The sequence below is a fragment of the Niveispirillum irakense DSM 11586 genome (assembly GCF_000429645.1).
Taxonomy (GTDB): domain Bacteria; phylum Pseudomonadota; class Alphaproteobacteria; order Azospirillales; family Azospirillaceae; genus Niveispirillum; species Niveispirillum irakense.
This window is the reverse complement of record NZ_AUCG01000016.1, coordinates 260,827-274,939: the sequence shown is the minus strand read 5'-3', so window position 1 is coordinate 274,939 and position 14,113 is coordinate 260,827. Positions and strand designations below refer to the sequence as shown.

General features: G+C 64.5%; 18 protein-coding genes and 1 tRNA gene. 11 read left to right on the top strand and 8 right to left on the bottom strand.

What is annotated here, in order from left to right; all coding sequences use genetic code 11:
* Nucleotides 1-197 precede the first annotated feature (197 nt).
* Nucleotides 198-752, bottom strand: coding sequence for an ATP-binding protein (locus tag G473_RS0104720; RefSeq protein ID WP_029012156.1), 555 nt, complete (start codon nt 750-752; stop codon nt 198-200).
* Nucleotides 753-829: 77 nt separating this feature from the next.
* Between G473_RS0104720 and G473_RS0104715 the strand changes: the two genes are divergently transcribed.
* Nucleotides 830-1,393, top strand: a complete 564-nt coding sequence (locus G473_RS0104715) for a GNAT family N-acetyltransferase (protein ID WP_029012155.1) — start codon at nt 830-832, stop codon at nt 1,391-1,393.
* A 134-nt stretch (nt 1,394-1,527) separates the two neighbouring features.
* Here G473_RS0104715 and G473_RS0104710 read toward each other — a convergent pair whose 3' ends face one another.
* Entirely contained in the window at nt 1,528-2,310 is a 783-nt protein-coding gene (locus tag G473_RS0104710; RefSeq protein WP_029012154.1) for an SDR family oxidoreductase, read from the bottom strand.
* Nucleotides 2,307-2,633, bottom strand: coding sequence for a nuclear transport factor 2 family protein (locus tag G473_RS0104705; protein ID WP_029012153.1), 327 nt, complete (start codon nt 2,631-2,633; stop codon nt 2,307-2,309). The genes G473_RS0104710 and G473_RS0104705 overlap by 4 nt, the downstream gene beginning before the upstream one ends.
* A gap of 53 nt (nt 2,634-2,686) precedes the next feature.
* Here G473_RS0104705 and G473_RS0104700 point away from each other — a divergent pair, with 53 nt between their 5' ends.
* The gene (locus G473_RS0104700) at nt 2,687-3,085 is read left to right on the top strand and encodes a winged helix-turn-helix transcriptional regulator (protein WP_029012152.1); all 399 of its coding nucleotides are present in this window, start codon (nt 2,687-2,689) and stop codon (nt 3,083-3,085) included.
* An 81-nt stretch (nt 3,086-3,166) separates the two neighbouring features.
* On the opposite strand, the gene G473_RS0104695 is transcribed toward G473_RS0104700, so the two are convergent.
* Nucleotides 3,167-3,256: transfer RNA gene (locus G473_RS0104695), tRNA-Ser, on the bottom strand.
* 395 nt (nt 3,257-3,651) lie between these two features.
* Here G473_RS0104695 and rplU point away from each other — a divergent pair.
* From rplU to obgE, 3 genes are all read left to right on the top strand, one after another.
* A complete protein-coding gene (gene rplU / locus G473_RS0104690; RefSeq protein WP_029012151.1) occupies nt 3,652-3,963 on the top strand; it encodes a 50S ribosomal protein L21 in 312 nt (103 codons plus the stop codon).
* A gap of 37 nt (nt 3,964-4,000) precedes the next feature.
* Nucleotides 4,001-4,288 carry a 50S ribosomal protein L27 gene (gene rpmA / locus G473_RS0104685; protein WP_029012150.1) on the top strand — a complete coding sequence of 96 codons (288 nt, stop codon included), beginning with the start codon at nt 4,001-4,003 and terminating at the stop codon, nt 4,286-4,288.
* A 126-nt stretch (nt 4,289-4,414) separates the two neighbouring features.
* Complete coding sequence (gene obgE / locus G473_RS0104680; protein ID WP_029012149.1) at nt 4,415-5,470, top strand: GTPase ObgE; 1,056 nt, start codon at nt 4,415-4,417, stop codon at nt 5,468-5,470.
* A 67-nt stretch (nt 5,471-5,537) separates the two neighbouring features.
* On the opposite strand, the gene G473_RS0104675 is transcribed toward obgE, so the two are convergent.
* Nucleotides 5,538-6,167: a LysE/ArgO family amino acid transporter gene (locus G473_RS0104675; protein ID WP_029012148.1), complete on the bottom strand. Its 630-nt coding sequence runs from the start codon at nt 6,165-6,167 to the stop codon at nt 5,538-5,540.
* A 95-nt stretch (nt 6,168-6,262) separates the two neighbouring features.
* On the opposite strand from G473_RS0104675, the gene G473_RS0104670 reads away from it, so the two are divergent.
* Both G473_RS0104670 and yddG read left to right on the top strand, forming a co-directional pair.
* The gene (locus tag G473_RS0104670; protein ID WP_035705671.1) at nt 6,263-6,733 is read left to right on the top strand and encodes an Lrp/AsnC family transcriptional regulator; all 471 of its coding nucleotides are present in this window, start codon (nt 6,263-6,265) and stop codon (nt 6,731-6,733) included.
* Nucleotides 6,730-7,638 carry an aromatic amino acid exporter YddG gene (gene yddG, locus G473_RS0104665; protein ID WP_425411552.1) on the top strand — a complete coding sequence of 303 codons (909 nt, stop codon included), beginning with the start codon at nt 6,730-6,732 and terminating at the stop codon, nt 7,636-7,638. The genes G473_RS0104670 and yddG overlap by 4 nt, the downstream gene beginning before the upstream one ends.
* A gap of 13 nt (nt 7,639-7,651) precedes the next feature.
* On the opposite strand, the gene G473_RS0104660 is transcribed toward yddG, so the two are convergent.
* The gene (locus tag G473_RS0104660; protein ID WP_035705371.1) at nt 7,652-8,125 is read right to left on the bottom strand and encodes a DUF721 domain-containing protein; all 474 of its coding nucleotides are present in this window, start codon (nt 8,123-8,125) and stop codon (nt 7,652-7,654) included.
* Here G473_RS0104660 and mutY point away from each other — a divergent pair.
* Nucleotides 8,124-9,245, top strand: coding sequence for an A/G-specific adenine glycosylase (gene mutY / locus G473_RS0104655; protein WP_084437635.1), 1,122 nt, complete (start codon nt 8,124-8,126; stop codon nt 9,243-9,245). The two genes, G473_RS0104660 and mutY, sit on opposite strands and share 2 nt — an antisense overlap.
* Before the next feature lie 178 nt (nt 9,246-9,423).
* Entirely contained in the window at nt 9,424-10,116 is a 693-nt protein-coding gene (locus G473_RS25115) for a DUF1194 domain-containing protein (protein ID WP_051329879.1), read from the top strand.
* Between the two features lie 293 nt (nt 10,117-10,409).
* Here the strand turns inward: G473_RS25115 and dapB are convergent, their stop codons facing one another.
* Nucleotides 10,410-11,207 carry a 4-hydroxy-tetrahydrodipicolinate reductase gene (dapB, locus tag G473_RS0104645; RefSeq protein WP_029012143.1) on the bottom strand — a complete coding sequence of 266 codons (798 nt, stop codon included), beginning with the start codon at nt 11,205-11,207 and terminating at the stop codon, nt 10,410-10,412.
* Between the two features lie 68 nt (nt 11,208-11,275).
* On the bottom strand, nt 11,276-12,250 hold the full coding sequence (locus tag G473_RS0104640) for a zinc ABC transporter substrate-binding protein (RefSeq protein ID WP_035705369.1): 975 nt from the start codon (nt 12,248-12,250) through the stop codon (nt 11,276-11,278).
* 201 nt (nt 12,251-12,451) lie between these two features.
* Between G473_RS0104640 and znuC the strand changes: the two genes are divergently transcribed.
* Together znuC and G473_RS0104625 are read left to right on the top strand one after the other, a co-directional pair.
* Complete coding sequence (gene znuC / locus G473_RS25105) at nt 12,452-13,318, top strand: zinc ABC transporter ATP-binding protein ZnuC (RefSeq protein ID WP_084437634.1); 867 nt, start codon at nt 12,452-12,454, stop codon at nt 13,316-13,318.
* The gene (locus tag G473_RS0104625) at nt 13,311-14,105 is read left to right on the top strand and encodes a metal ABC transporter permease (RefSeq protein ID WP_029012141.1); all 795 of its coding nucleotides are present in this window, start codon (nt 13,311-13,313) and stop codon (nt 14,103-14,105) included. The genes znuC and G473_RS0104625 overlap by 8 nt, the downstream gene beginning before the upstream one ends.
* Nucleotides 14,106-14,113 lie beyond the last annotated feature (8 nt).

Sequence of the window (14,113 nt, the reverse complement as noted above, 5' to 3'; positions counted from 1 at the left end):
AGATAGGCTGGGGCCGGCGCTCCATTCACCCTTGAGGTTTACACGCAGAACGAACGGGCCGTTCGATTCTATACGAACCTTGGGTTCAGGGAAGTGTCGCGGCGCGCTTGCGACGACGAGGGCTTTCCGTTCGAGAATGCGCAACTGACGCTGCGCGCGTGAACGGCTGTAAGCGGGCGGGTTCGCTCCCCGCCCGCTTATTGATACGCCCGGAACCGCTCAATGACGGCCTTTACCAGTTCAACGGGGGGCTTTTCGCCTTCCAGCCTGAGAACTGGAGCGGTTTGCTGACGGAGCCAGCTTTCATGTTGGGCAAGGTTCCGTCCGGTAAAGAGCGGGTCGTCGTAGCGTGAGGCCCAGGTCCGAAATGCCAAATGTGCCTCGTGCATATCCCCTCCAGGAAGAATGCGATCACCGTGCCGGGCACTTTCACGCTGGTCGAGGCGGTTCAGCCGTATAGCTGCCGGCGTGTAGAGGAAGACAATCAGATCAACGTCTTGGATCAGCGCCTCGCCCCATCCGATGAATGAGCCGGTTAATATCCATCCATCAGATGCGCTTTGCCGTTCAGAAATTAATCGCACACGCTCCTCAGGGGGACGCTTAATGCTGAATGGCGGGTCGGTTGGCAGCCAGTAGAAATAATCAACGTCGATTTGCGGGATGCCGAAGTGAACCGACAGGGCCTCGCCAAGGGTTGAGACGCCGGAACAGGAGGCTCCAGTTATGTAAATTTGTGGTCTGTCGGTCATTTTCGTTTCCTTACTAATCTCACTACCCCCACACCGCTCGCGTACACCCTTAACAGCTTTTCACCAGAGTCTTGGACATGCAGATCATTGAAACCGAACGCCTGATCCTGAGACCCTTCAGGGAGGGGGATGCCGCAGAGCTTTTCGCCTATCTGCACGCCCCCACCGCACCCTGTTTCCTCTCGCTCAAGCTCGCAGACCTGGCGGAAGCGGAGGTTGAGGTCAGGAAACGTGCCCTCGACGAGGGCAGTGTGGCGATATGCCTGAAACAGACCGGTCAACTCATCGGCGATCTGTTTGGCGGCGGGGAGAATGAGGAAGAAGCGACGGCCTCGGTCGGCTGGCACCTCAATCCGCAGTTCGCTGGCAAGGGATATGCGCTCGAAGCCGCCAGGGCCTTGCTCGACCATCTTTTCCGGGTAAAGGGCTTTCGCCGAATCTATGCCTATGTCGAGGACCATAACCATCCCTCGCAGCGGCTTTGCGAAAAGCTGGGCATGCGCCGCGAAGGCCTGTTCTTAGAGTTCATTTCGTTCACCAAGGACGATGCGGGCAACCCGATCTACGAAAATACCTTCGAGTACGCCATTCTGCATCGCGAATGGGTCTCCGGCGTTCCCGCGATCTGGCCGCCTCGGTAATAGCCGTGGCGCGGGGCATCGTGCGATGGCGGAGAAGCGGGCATCCGTATCGCACTGGCCTAAACACCGGGCAGGTTCAGCTTCTGTTTGTCATGTGATTGCGCTGTGAACATCACCATTTGGAGTAACTACGCCTAAGCCGTGGGTGTGGTACCGCCATCAATAACGAACTCCGTACCCGTCACCGCGCCCGCGCGGGGTGACGCAACAAACGCGATCAGGTCGGCCACTTCCACCGGCTTTGCCGGGCGGCCAAGCGGGATGCCGCCAAGCGCTTGCATGATGATCTGTTTGCCGCCCTCATAATCAGTGCCAGCCTGTTCGGCCAGCCGTTCGGCCATGGCAACCGACGCCTCGGTCTCTACCCACCCCGGCGAAACCCGCACCACCCTGACCCCCTTGGAGGCAACCTCCTTCGACAGGCTCTTGCTGTAAGTGGAGAGTGCGGCCTTGGCGGCCGCATAAGCGGTCGTGGATTCCGGAAGCGGCAAGCGGTTCTGGATCGAGGTGACATGCACGATGACGCCCGCACCTTGGGCGACCATGCCAGGCAGAAGGGCGCGGTCGATGCGCACCGCCGACATGAGGTTCCAGTTCAATTCCTGATACCAGCCTGCATCATCCAGGGCGGCGAATCCCCCGCCGGGCGCGGCGGAGCCGCCCACCACATGGACGATGATGTCCACACCACCCAGATGATCCCGCGCATTGGCCGCCGCTGCGGCACAGCCTTCGGCGGTCATCAGATCGGCAGCGATGAAGTGAACGTCGTCCGCCGCAATGGCGGGCAGGGTGCGCGCCGTGGTCACCACGCGGGCACCGGCATCGCGCAGGGCCGTAACCACGGCCGCCCCGATGCCCTTGGTTCCCCCCGTCACGAAGGCGCGCTTGCCCTTCAGACCCAGATCAAAGCTCATGGCGTGATCTCCAGCCGTGCGATCCTGTCGCCCTCCAGAACGAACGCATAGCGCAGATCGACCGGGCTGCCGGGAAAGTCCCCGGCGACATGGGCCTTCACCAATATGTGCCCGCCTTCCTCACTGATGGCGAAAGGGTCGGTTGTGTAGCTGAAGGTCGCGGCGGCATCCGTCTTCCATTGGCGGATGGCATCCCGGCCCGTATGGGTCCGGCGTTCATCAATCACGGCAGCCTTTTCAGTGAAGCATTGGGCGACGGCATCGCCATCCTTCTGATCGGCGGCGAAATAGGCCGCGATCGGCCCTGGCAGGGGGATCGGCATGATCATTCTCCGATTTGCTTGTTCCTGGGTCTAGATTGCCGTAACCTGCCCAAATGACAAGAACCGACGAAAAAGTAAGGTACTTACCAAAAAGTAAGTCCATCCAGTACACGCGCGAAACCGCGGCTGAAGGCGTTGAGAATGTCCTGAAGCTGCTGGAAGGGCGGTGGAAGCTGATCATCCTGTTCCACCTGTTTGGTGGCGCGGTCATGCGCTTTTCTGACCTTGAACGCGCGATCCCGGCTGTGTCGCAAAAGATGCTGATCCAGCAGCTTCGCCAGATGGAAAGTGACGGCATCGTTCGCCGCATCGTGCATCATCAGGTGCCGCCGAAGGTCGAATATTGCCTGACGGAATGGGGGCAGGCGCTATGCCCCGCACTTGATGCGCTCTTATCCTGGGCGGCATTGCGCGAGGATATGACCCCTCCGGACGCGTCCCCGGATTCGTGAGGGCACCAATAGGCGCTTCCGCCTGGTGCGCAGGGAGCGTGATCAGGAAGATTTTTTAATGATTTTAGGTGGTTGGTAAAATGGCGGAGAGGGTGGGATTCGAACCCACGGTACCCTTGCGGGTACTTCGGTTTTCGAGACCGACGCGTTCGACCACTCCGCCACCTCTCCGCATGACCCCGCAGATGCACATTATCGGGATGGTCCGTCCCGGCATCATTCGCGAAGTGGCGCGGAACCTACACAAAGCCCGACTTCTATGCAATACTCCTTTTTCTGGCTTCCATGAGCTTTTGTGCTCCCCACCATGCGGTCGGGTTTCTGCTTCTGTTTTATGGAACGGACGGGGCTTCATGCGAAGCTGATGTTGCACCCTTGCGCTGTGGGAAGGGCCCAAAGCCTAGGGAAAGAGTCGGTTCCCGGTTGACAGATCGGCCATCCTGGGTATATTCCCGCGCCTCTGGAACGGGGCCTTGTCTGGTCGCCGACTTCCTTTGTGCGGCTAAAACGAAAGGGACCGCCCCAATTGCGGGGTTTCCCGGATCTTTGAAGAAGTGGTGGTTAGAATGTTCGCAGTCATCCGCACCGGCGGTAAGCAGTACAAGGTCGCGGCCGGCGACGTCATTCGGGTTGAGAAGCTGGCTGGTGAGGCTGGCGCCTCCCTGAAGCTGGACGAAGTCCTGCTGGTCAGCAACGAGGGCACCACCACTGTCGGGTCGCCGCTGGTTGCCGGCGCTGCCGTGACGGCCGATGTCGTTGCCCAGGACCGCAATGACAAGATCATCATCTTCAAGAAGAAGCGTCGCCAGAATTACCGCCGCAAGAACGGCCACCGTCAGGAAGTGACGGTGCTGCGCATCACCGGTATTCAGGCCTGAGCGCCTTTTTGAAGCTATCTGTTGAGGAGTAGAAGTCATGGCACATAAAAAGGCAGGCGGCTCGTCCCGCAACGGTCGCGATACCGCTGGCCGTCGTCTCGGCGTCAAGCGCTTCGGCGGCGAGCTGGTTCTGGCCGGCAACATCCTGGTCCGTCAGCGCGGCACCAAGTTCCATGCTGGCGCCAATGTCGGCATCGGCAAGGATCACACCCTGTTCGCCCTGGTCGACGGCAATGTCGAGTTCAAGACCGGCCTGAAGGGTCGCACCTTCGTTGCGGTCAACGAGCTGGTTATTGAAGACGCCCCGGCGATCGCCGCTGAGTAAGGTGTCCGCCGCCGGCCCCGGCCGGCAGCGCCAGACAAGAGTACGGTCGGGGGAGCGGGCAACCGTTCCCCCGATTTTGTTTGTTTGATTTTCCAGTGCCTTGTTCTTTTCTCTCGCGGTGTCACCATGAAGTTCCTCGACCAGTGCAAGATCTTCCTGAAAAGCGGTGATGGCGGGCCGGGGTCGGTGTCGTTCCGGCGGGAGAAGTTTATCGACCATGGCGGCCCGGATGGCGGCAATGGCGGTCGGGGTGGCGATGTGGTGATTGAGGCGGTCGACGGGCTGAACACCCTGATCGATTATCGCTACCAGCAGCATTTCAAGGCCAAGCGCGGCGGCCACGGCATGGGCCGTTCCCGGTCCGGCGGGCGGGGCGAAGATGCGGTGCTGCGCGTACCCGTAGGTACCCAGGTGCTGGATGATGACCAGGAAACGGTGATCGCCGACCTGACCGAAGTGGGCCAGCGAATCGTGCTGCTGAAGGGCGGCGATGGCGGCTTCGGCAACGAACATTTCAAGACCAGCACCAACCGCGCCCCGCGCAATTTCGGCCCCGGCTGGCCGGGGGAAGAGCGCTGGGTCTGGCTGCGGCTGAAGCTGATTGCCGATGCCGGGCTGCTGGGCCTGCCCAATGCCGGCAAAAGCACCTTTCTGGCCGCCGTTTCCCGCGCCCGGCCCAAGATTGCCGATTATCCTTTCACCACCCTGGTGCCGAACCTGGGTGTGGTGAAGGCCGGTGAGGAAGAATTCGTCATTGCCGATATTCCCGGCCTGATCGAAGGGGCGCATGAGGGCCACGGCCTGGGCACCCGCTTCCTGGGCCATGTGGAGCGTACCCGCGTGCTGCTGCATCTGGTGGATGGCACGCAGGAAGATGTGCAGTTGGCCTATCGCACCATCCGGCGCGAATTGCGCATGTATGGCGGCGGGCTGGCCGACAAGCAGGAAGTGGTGGTGCTGAACAAGGTCGACGCCTTGACGGAGGAGGAGATCGAGTTCAAGCGCACCAAGCTGCGCCGGTCGGCCAAGAAGCCCGTCATGGTGATGTCCGGCGCGGCGAACCAGGGGGTGCAGGAAGTGCTTTATACCCTGCTGGGCCATATCAAGGACAGCCGCGCCCTGGATGAAGAGGCGGCCGTGGATGCCGCCTACAAGGCCCGGTATCGCCCGATCTCCGAATAAGATCGGTCCTGAAATAAGGATTTGAGGGGCAGGCGGTCCGGAAAGGCCACTGCCCCTTGATATGGCTTCAGGCCGCCATGGCACCCGTGGCGGCACTGCCCAGGGCGTAAAGCCCCAGCACGGCCAGCAGCCCGCCGGTCCCCCGGTTGATCCAATGCACGGTGCGGCTGGTGACACGGCGGCGCAGCATTGTGACGCCACCGCACAGGGTTGCCCACCAGAGCAGGGAGCCCAGGAACACGCCTGCCACCAGCGTGGCATCCTGTGCCGGCCCCTTGGTATTGCCGAATCCGACAATCACGGCGCTGATGCCCAGGATGGTCACCGGGTTGGTGATGGTCAGCAAAAAGCCGGTCAGCACGGCGGCGGGCAGGTTGCCGGCCACCGGCACTTCCGCCAGCGGCTTGGGATCGCGCATGAAACTATGCACGGCCACCGCCAGCAGGAACAGCCCGCCCACCACCTGTAAAACCAGCATATTGCCGGTAATCACATCCAGCACCGCCGTAATGCCAAAGGCGGCCACGGCGCTGAACATGGCATCGGCAAGGGCGGCCCCGATGCCGGTGGCGAATCCGGTGGTCAGGCCCCGTTCCAGGCTGCGCCGGATGCACAGCAGGCCGATGGGGCCGACGGGTGCTGCGATGATGACGCCCAGCACCACACCGCGCCACAGGATGCCCATTTCTTCCAGCAAACCGAAACACTCCTGCAACAGCGGCAGCGCGCCTTCACGGCGATGCCTGCGGCACGCATGACAGCGGGCATGGCCTGTGTCTAGGATGCATGACCATGCCAGACCGCCACAGCCCCGCCCAAGACCTCCTCGACGATATCGGCCTGCATCTGCTGCGCGAATTGCAGCGCGATGCGCGGCAATCCTTCGCCGATCTGGCGCGGCAGGTGGGGTTGACACCGCCCGCCGTGGCCGAGCGCGTGCGCCGGATGGAAGCCAACGGCCTGATACAGGGCTACCGGGCAGAGGTCAACCACGCAGCCCTGGGGCTGAAACTGACAGCCTTTGTCCGGTTGCGCACCTATCCCGGCCGCGACCGCGCGTTTGAAGAATATGTCGCAGACCGGTTTGAGGTGCTGGAATGCCATGAGGTGACGGGGGAGGATAGCTATCTGCTGCGAATCACCGCCACCGACGTGCATCATCTGGACCGGGTCCTGACCGGCATTTCCCCCTTCGGCGCCACCCATAGCGTGATGGTGCTGTCCACCAAGATCCGCAACCGGGTGATGGAGCCGATGGCGTGACTACCGCATCCCCTGCCGCCGCTATGAACCCAAAGGGCGGGCCCGCCGTCCGCCGCGCCACCCTGGTGGGGGCCAGCGCCATCGTGATGTGGGCGACGCTGGCGCTGTTGACGGGCCTTTCCGGGCCGGTGCCGCCCTTCCTGCTGGTTGCCCTGTCGTTGGGCGTGGGCGCCTTGGTCAGCCTGGGCGTGATCCTGGCGACGCGCCGGCCGCTGATGGGTGCATTGCGCCAGCCACTTCCTGTCTGGCTGTTGGGGATCGGCGGGCTGTTCGGCTACCATTTCCTGTATTTCCTGGCCTTGCAGACCGCACCGGCGGCAGAGGCCAATTTGATCAATTATCTCTGGCCCTTGTTGATCGTGCTGTTTGCCGGCCTGCTGCCGGGGGAAAAGCTGGGAAAGGCGCAGGTGCTGGGGGCGCTGGCGGGGCTGGCGGGCACCTTGCTGCTGATCACCGGCGGGGCCGGGCTGCAGGTGCGGCTGGATTATCTGCCGGGATATCTGTCTGCCGTGGCGTGTGCTGTCACCTGGGCCACCTATTCGGTGTTGAGCCGGCGGTTCGGCACTGTGCCGACGGAGACGGTAGTGTTTTTCTGTCTGGCGACGGCCCTGCTGGCCGTGCCCTGTCACCTGCTGTTTGAGCAGACGGTGTGGCCGACCGGCTGGGGCTGGGCGGCGGTGGTGGCCATGGGGCTGGGGCCGGTGGGGCTGGCCTTCTTCGTCTGGGACCATGGGGTCAAGCGCGGCGATATCCAGGCGCTGGGGGCGCTATCCTATGCCACGCCGCTTCTGTCCACCGGCCTGCTGATCCTGGCCGGACGCGCGGCCCTGTCCTGGCCGGTGGTGGGGGCCTGTGTGCTGATTGTCGGCGGGGCCATCATCGCCGGGCGCCGGCTGGCGAAATAAAACGGGACGGCGATTACCCACCGATAGCGCGGCCCAGCTTCTCCAGCACGGCGCGCAATTCCGGGTCTTCTACCTGGGCGGTGGTGGTGGACAGGGTGACTTCCTGCTGCGGCGACAGGCGCTTGGGCACAACGGGCGCGAAATTTTTGGACTTGAGAACCGGTGCCCCATGCACCAGCTTCAGCCGGGCCACGGCGCGCCAGCCCATGAAGCTGTTGATCCGTTCCAGGATCTGCGGTTCCTCATGCTGGACCAGCAGGGCGGCGGCACTGGTAACACGGACATGCAGGGTGGCATTGTCGCGCTGGTTGCCGGGGAAGACCAGCTTCAGCGGCGCTGTCTGTTCCCCCAGCCGGGAGCCGACTATCGCCGCCCAGTCGCTGAGCAGCGCGCCGAACGCCATGCCATGCTTGCCCAGCGCCTTGCCGGCCACAGATGTCAGGGTCCGGCCCAGCCGCCGGGGACCATATTGCTGAGGGTCTTTCATGCTCGCCACTTCTGCCACACGCGGCCCCATCAAAGCAGAGCCGGACGCCGCGCGCCAGGGGCAAGCCGGTAACCTGCCGGCCCTGCTGCTGGACTGGTACGACCGGCACCGCCGCGCCATGCCCTGGCGCGCCCTGCCGGGAGAGACGGCGGACCCTTATCGCGTCTGGCTGTCGGAAATCATGCTGCAACAGACGACGGTGGCGACCGTCGGCCCCTATTTCCGCAATTTTCTGGAACGCTGGCCCAGCGTGGCCGACCTGGCGGCGGCCGATCTGGATGATGTGCTGCGGGCCTGGGCGGGGCTTGGCTATTATGCCCGCGCCCGCAACCTGCATAAATGCGCCCAGGCCGTGGTGCGCGACCATGGCGGGCGATTCCCGTCGGGGGAGGCTGCCCTGCTGGCCTTGCCGGGAATCGGCGCCTATACTGCCGCCGCCATCCGGGCCATCGCCTTTGACCAGCCGGCCACCGCCATGGATGGCAATGTGGAACGGGTGATGGCGCGGCTGTTCGCGGTGACGGACCCGTTGCCGGGGTCCAAGCCGGTATTGAAGGCCCATGCCGCCTCCCTGGTGCCGGACAGGCGGCCCGGGGATTACACCCAGGCTTTGTTCGATCTGGGGGCCACCATCTGCATCCCCCGCAAGCCGCGCTGCATCCTGTGCCCCTGGCAGGCGGCCTGCCGCGCCCGCGCCCTGGGCATTGCAGAGGATTTGCCCGCCAAGCAGGCCAAGGCGGCCAAGCCGGTGCGCCGCGCCCTGGCCTTTGTGCTGATCGACGGGCAGGGCCATGTCGCCCTGCGTCGCCGGCCGGAAAAGGGATTGCTGGGGGGCATGATGGAAGTGCCCTCTTCCCCCTGGGAAACAGGCCCGATGCCGGAGATGGGGGCGGTGCTTTCCCATGCGCCCGCTGCCGGTATTGCATGGCAACCCTTACCGGGCATTGTCCGTCACACTTTCACCCATTTCGAGTTCGAGATTACGGTGGTCACGGGGCGGCTGAAAGGGGGCTCCTTACCCGCCGGACTGGTGCTCGCCGCGCCTGACCGGCTGGGGGAGGAGGCATTGCCCACCGTGATGCGGAAGATATTGCGCCATGCCCTGACGCAAGGGGCCTAATACCATTCTGCCTAAAGCTTGACTTTAGGCAGAAGGGAGGCTGGCGACCGCCAGCCCGCGCCCCCATGGGCGCGTAAGCCAAGCTGCCGGAGGCAGCGCCCGGCGTTGAGGGAACACGAAACCTCCCTTGATCGGTCAAGATCAAGGGAGGTTGGTATAACTGGAAGGCTGACCGGAAGTGCGCCTGTCGCGTCGTGAATTGTTGGGCAAAGCCGTCGCCCTGCCGGCGGCCCTGTCGCTGGCGGGGCCGGTGATGGCGCAGGCATCGCCCGTGGTGGATCTGCAATTGCTGCTGGCCGTCGATGCGTCCGCCAGCATCGACACAGGCCTGCTGGATTTCCAGCTTCGCGGCCATGCTGCGGCCTTCCGCCATCCGGCGGTGGCCGATGCCATCACCAACGGCCCCCATCGCCGGATCGCCGTGATGCTGGCCCAGTTTGCCGGGCCGGAGACGCTGACGGCACTGATCCCCTGGCGGGAACTGGGATCGGTGGCGGATTGCGACAGCTTCGCCGCCGAGATCGATGCCGCCCCCGGTATTGCCATGGGCGGATCAACGGCGCTGGGCAGCGCCATGGTGCGGGCGGTGGAACTGTTGGACAAGGCACCCTACCGGTCGGCGCGACGCACCATCGACGTTGTATCCAACGGTTTCAGCAATGCCGGGATTGATCCGCGCTCGGCCCGTGGCTATGCGGCGGCGGCCAATGTCGGCATCAACGCCCTGGCGATCCTGAACGAATATGACTGGCTGGAAGATTATTACAGCGATCAGGTCATCACCGGCCGCACCGCCTTTGTGCGGTCCGCCGCCACGCTGGAGGATTTCGGCGCTGCCATCCTGGGCAAGCTGGTGACGGAGATTGCGTGAGGGTGATTTGTCAGGGGGGCGCTGTATATCTCCCGTCACCCTGGCGTAGGCCCATAGGCGCTAACTTCGCCTAATGCACCCGTCCTGCCTCCCCCGCGGAAGCGGGGGTCCAGGGGCCAAGGGCGCCTGAGCGTTGGTTCTTGTGGCCCCTGGATCCCCGCTTTCGCGGGGAAGGCACGTTATCCAAGGGACTGACTTAGCCTATGGGCGGATGCCGGGGTCCAGTTTGTAGAGAATGACGCCTGTGGTCTCTGAAGCCTGGCCGCAGCATGGGTGACGGCACAGCAAGACCCTCAAAGCCCCAGCACATCATCCATGCTGTAAAGCCCGGCCGGCTTGCCGGCGGCCCACAGGGCGGCGCGGACGGCGCCGCGGGCGAAGATGGCGCGGCTGCCGGCCTTGTGGGTCAGTTCCAGCCGTTCGGCGTCGGTGGCGAACATCACGGTATGGTCGCCCACCACATCGCCGCCGCGCAGGGTGGCGAAGCCGATATCGCCGGCACGACGGGCACCGGTATGGCCGTCGCGCACGGCATCCTTCACATCCTCCAGCGCCACGCCGCGCCCGGCGGCGGCGGCCCGGCCCAGGGCCAGGGCGGTGCCGCTGGGGGCGTCCACCTTGTGGCGATGGTGCATCTCCAGCACCTCAATATCCCAATCCGGGCCCAGCGTGGCCGCGACCTTGCGCACCAATCCGGCCAGCAGGGTCACGCCCAGGCTGAAATTGGCGGAGACGACCAGCGGCGTGCGCGTGGCGGCTTCGGCCAGCTTGGCGTGATCATCACTGGAAAGGCCGGTGGTGCCGACAATCAGCGCCGTGCGCAGGCTGGCGGCCAGTTCGGCATGGGCCAGGGTGGCGGCGGGGCTGGTGAAATCAATCACCGCATCGCTGTTGGCGAACAGGGTGGGTGCATCATCGGTCAGGGTCAGGCCCATCGGCTCCAGCCCGACCAGGGTGCCCAGGTCACGACCCACGGCACCGGCGCCGGGCCGTTCCGTGGCGCCGGACAGGGTGGCGTCTTTCGTTGCCGCTACCTCGCGGATCAACATCTGCCCCATACGCCCTGCGCCGCCGACGATCCCGATCCGCATAACCCTGTTCCTTCTGCTTTCCACACTCAAAGCCTAAGCACCGGCATAGCACAGGCCAGGGTCTGGAATCAGCCCCCGGAAAGGCAATCCACCAGTGAGCGGGCGTTGAAGCGCATCAGCGCGTCGTAAAGCTCTGGCCCTTCCGCCAGGTTTGCCCCTTCCGGGTCCAGCACGCCGGTGCGGGCCTTGGTGCCGGCGACAAGGGTGCTGACCAGGGCCGGCTCAAACTGCGGTTCGGAGAAGACGCAGGCGGCATTGCGGTCCAGGATCACCTGTCGCAAGGCGGCCAGCCGGGCGGCCCCCGGCCGCTGATCCGGGCTGACGGTGATGGAGCCGGCGGCATTCAGCCCATACCGATCTTCCAGATAATGATAGGCGTCGTGGAAGACGATGAAGGGCTGATTGCGCACGGGGGCAAGGGATGCTTCCAGTTCCGCATCCAGGGCGGCGATGCGGGCCAGTTGGGCATCGGCATTGCGCTGGTACAGGCTGGCCCGCTCCGGGTCCAGACGGGCCAGTTCTGCCGCCACGGCGCGGGTGATGGCCTGGGCATTGCGTGGGTCCAGCCACAGATGCCCGTCCAGCAGGGTGGCATCATGATCATGGGAATGGCTGTGATCATGGTCGTGCCCGTGATCGTGGTCATGATCGTGGCTGTGATCATGATCATGCGCTTCCCACACCCCGCCGGCGCGGGCGGGCACAGTGCGCATACCGGGCACATCCATCAGGGTCAGGCGTTTGGCATTGCCAGCCAAAGCGGTCAGCGGCTTCTCCATGAAGGTTTCCAGCGCCGGTCCGGCCCAGACCACCAGCCGGGCCTGACGCAGCGCCTTGGCATCAGACGGGCGCATGGCAAAGGCATGCGGGCTGGCCGCCCCCGGCACCAGCAGATAGGGCGTGCCCGCCCCCACCATCACGCCGGCCACCAGGGAATGCAGCGGCTTCACCGATACCACCACCTCCGGCGCGGGTGCGGCCAATGCGGGGAGGGGGGCCAACAGGGCCAGCAGCAGCGACAGGCGGGGCAATAAACGGCGCATGATCATATTCCAGGCAAAGCTGCTGCATAAATTGTTACAATGTAACATTTGTCAAGCCATGCGGGCGGGGTTAAGCCTGCGCCTTCTGCAAGGCGGGCATGGGCTGGCCCGGATGGCGTTGCTCTGGGCGACCGGGATACCCATTATGCAGACCCCCGGCATGCCTGCCGGGGCCTAGCCTTGTCCGGAGTTCCCTGTCTCTTGTCCGCGCCCCCGATATTGCTGGAAACAGATGGCCTGATCGTGCGCCGTGGGTCGCGCACGGTGCTGGACCGCGTGTCGCTGACTGTGCGGGCGGGGGAGATCGTGACCCTGATCGGCCCCAATGGGGCCGGCAAGACCACGCTGGTCAAGGCGGCCTTGGGACTGGTGCGACCTGATGGCGGCGGCGTGCGCCGCGCGCCGGACCTTTCCATCGGCTATATGCCCCAGCGGCTGGCGGTGGACCCGACCCTGCCGCTGACGGTGCGGCGCTTCCTGGCCCTGTGGGTCAAGGCCGATGCCGCCCGCATGCAGTCAGCTTTGGAAGAGGTGGGGGCGGCCCACACGATTGACCGCGCCATCCAGACCCTGTCGGGCGGGGAGACGCAGCGCGTGCTGCTGGCCCGCGCCCTGCTGCGCGACCCGGACCTGCTGGTCCTGGATGAACCGGTGCAGGCCGTGGATGTGCATGGGCAGATTGAGCTTTTTGGCCTGATCGCTGATATCCGCGCCCGGCGCGGCTGCGGTGTGCTGCTGGTCAGTCATGATCTGCATCTGGTGATGGCCCGCACCGATACGGTGATCTGCCTGAACCGGCATGTCTGTTGCCAGGGCAAGCCGGAAGATGTCAGCCGCCATCCGGAATATATGGCCCTGTTCGGTCGCCATGCTGAGGCGCTGGCCGTCTATCACCATCTGCATGACCATGCCCATGCCGATGATGGCTGCGTCGTGCCCGTGGGGCAGGAACATACCCCGCATGAGGTGCATGGCGATTGCGGCCATGACCATGGCGGTGCCGGCCATTCCCACCACCATCACCATACCCATTCTTCTTCTGCTGGCGGCGGTCACAGCCATGGATGATTTCCTGATCCGCGCGCTGGCCGCCGGCATTGGTCTGGCGTTGCTGGCCGGCCCCCTGGGCTGTCTGGTCGTCTGGCGGCGCATGGCCTATTTCGGCGATACGCTGGCCCATTCCGCCCTGCTGGGGGTGGCGCTGGGCTTCCTGCTGGGGCTGGATCTCAATATCGGGATCATGCTGGTCTGTGTCGCCATCGCGCTGGCCCTGACATTGTTGCAGGAACAAAGGCGGCTGGCGTCGGACACGCTGCTGGGCATCGTTTCCCATTCCACCCTGTCCATCGGGCTGATCGCGCTGGCGGCGATGCAGTCGGTGCGGGTTGATCTGCTGGCCTATCTGTTCGGCGATATCCTGGCCGTCACGCCTGCTGACCTGATGGCGATCTGGGGCGGCGGGGTGGTTGTGCTGGCCGCCCTCGCCCTGCTCTGGCGCCGCTTGCTGGCGATCACGGTGGATGAGGATCTGGCGCGGGTGGAAGGGGTGCCGGTGCGCTGGGTGCGGCTGGGCTTCACCCTGCTGATTGCTGCCACCATCGCGCTGGCGATGAAGATCGTGGGCATCCTGCTGGTGACATCGCTGCTGATCATCCCCGCCGCCACGGCGCGCCGCTTCTCCCGCTCCCCTGAAGTGATGGCCGGGCTGGCGGCATTGCTGGGCGCTGCATCGGTGATCGGCGGGCTTGCCGCCTCCCTTTATGGCGATGTGCCCACCGGCCCGGCCATTGTGGCATCCGCCGCCGGCCTGTTCCTGCTGTCCCATATCGTGCCCGCAGCGGGGCGGCAGGGGTAAGGAGTCCC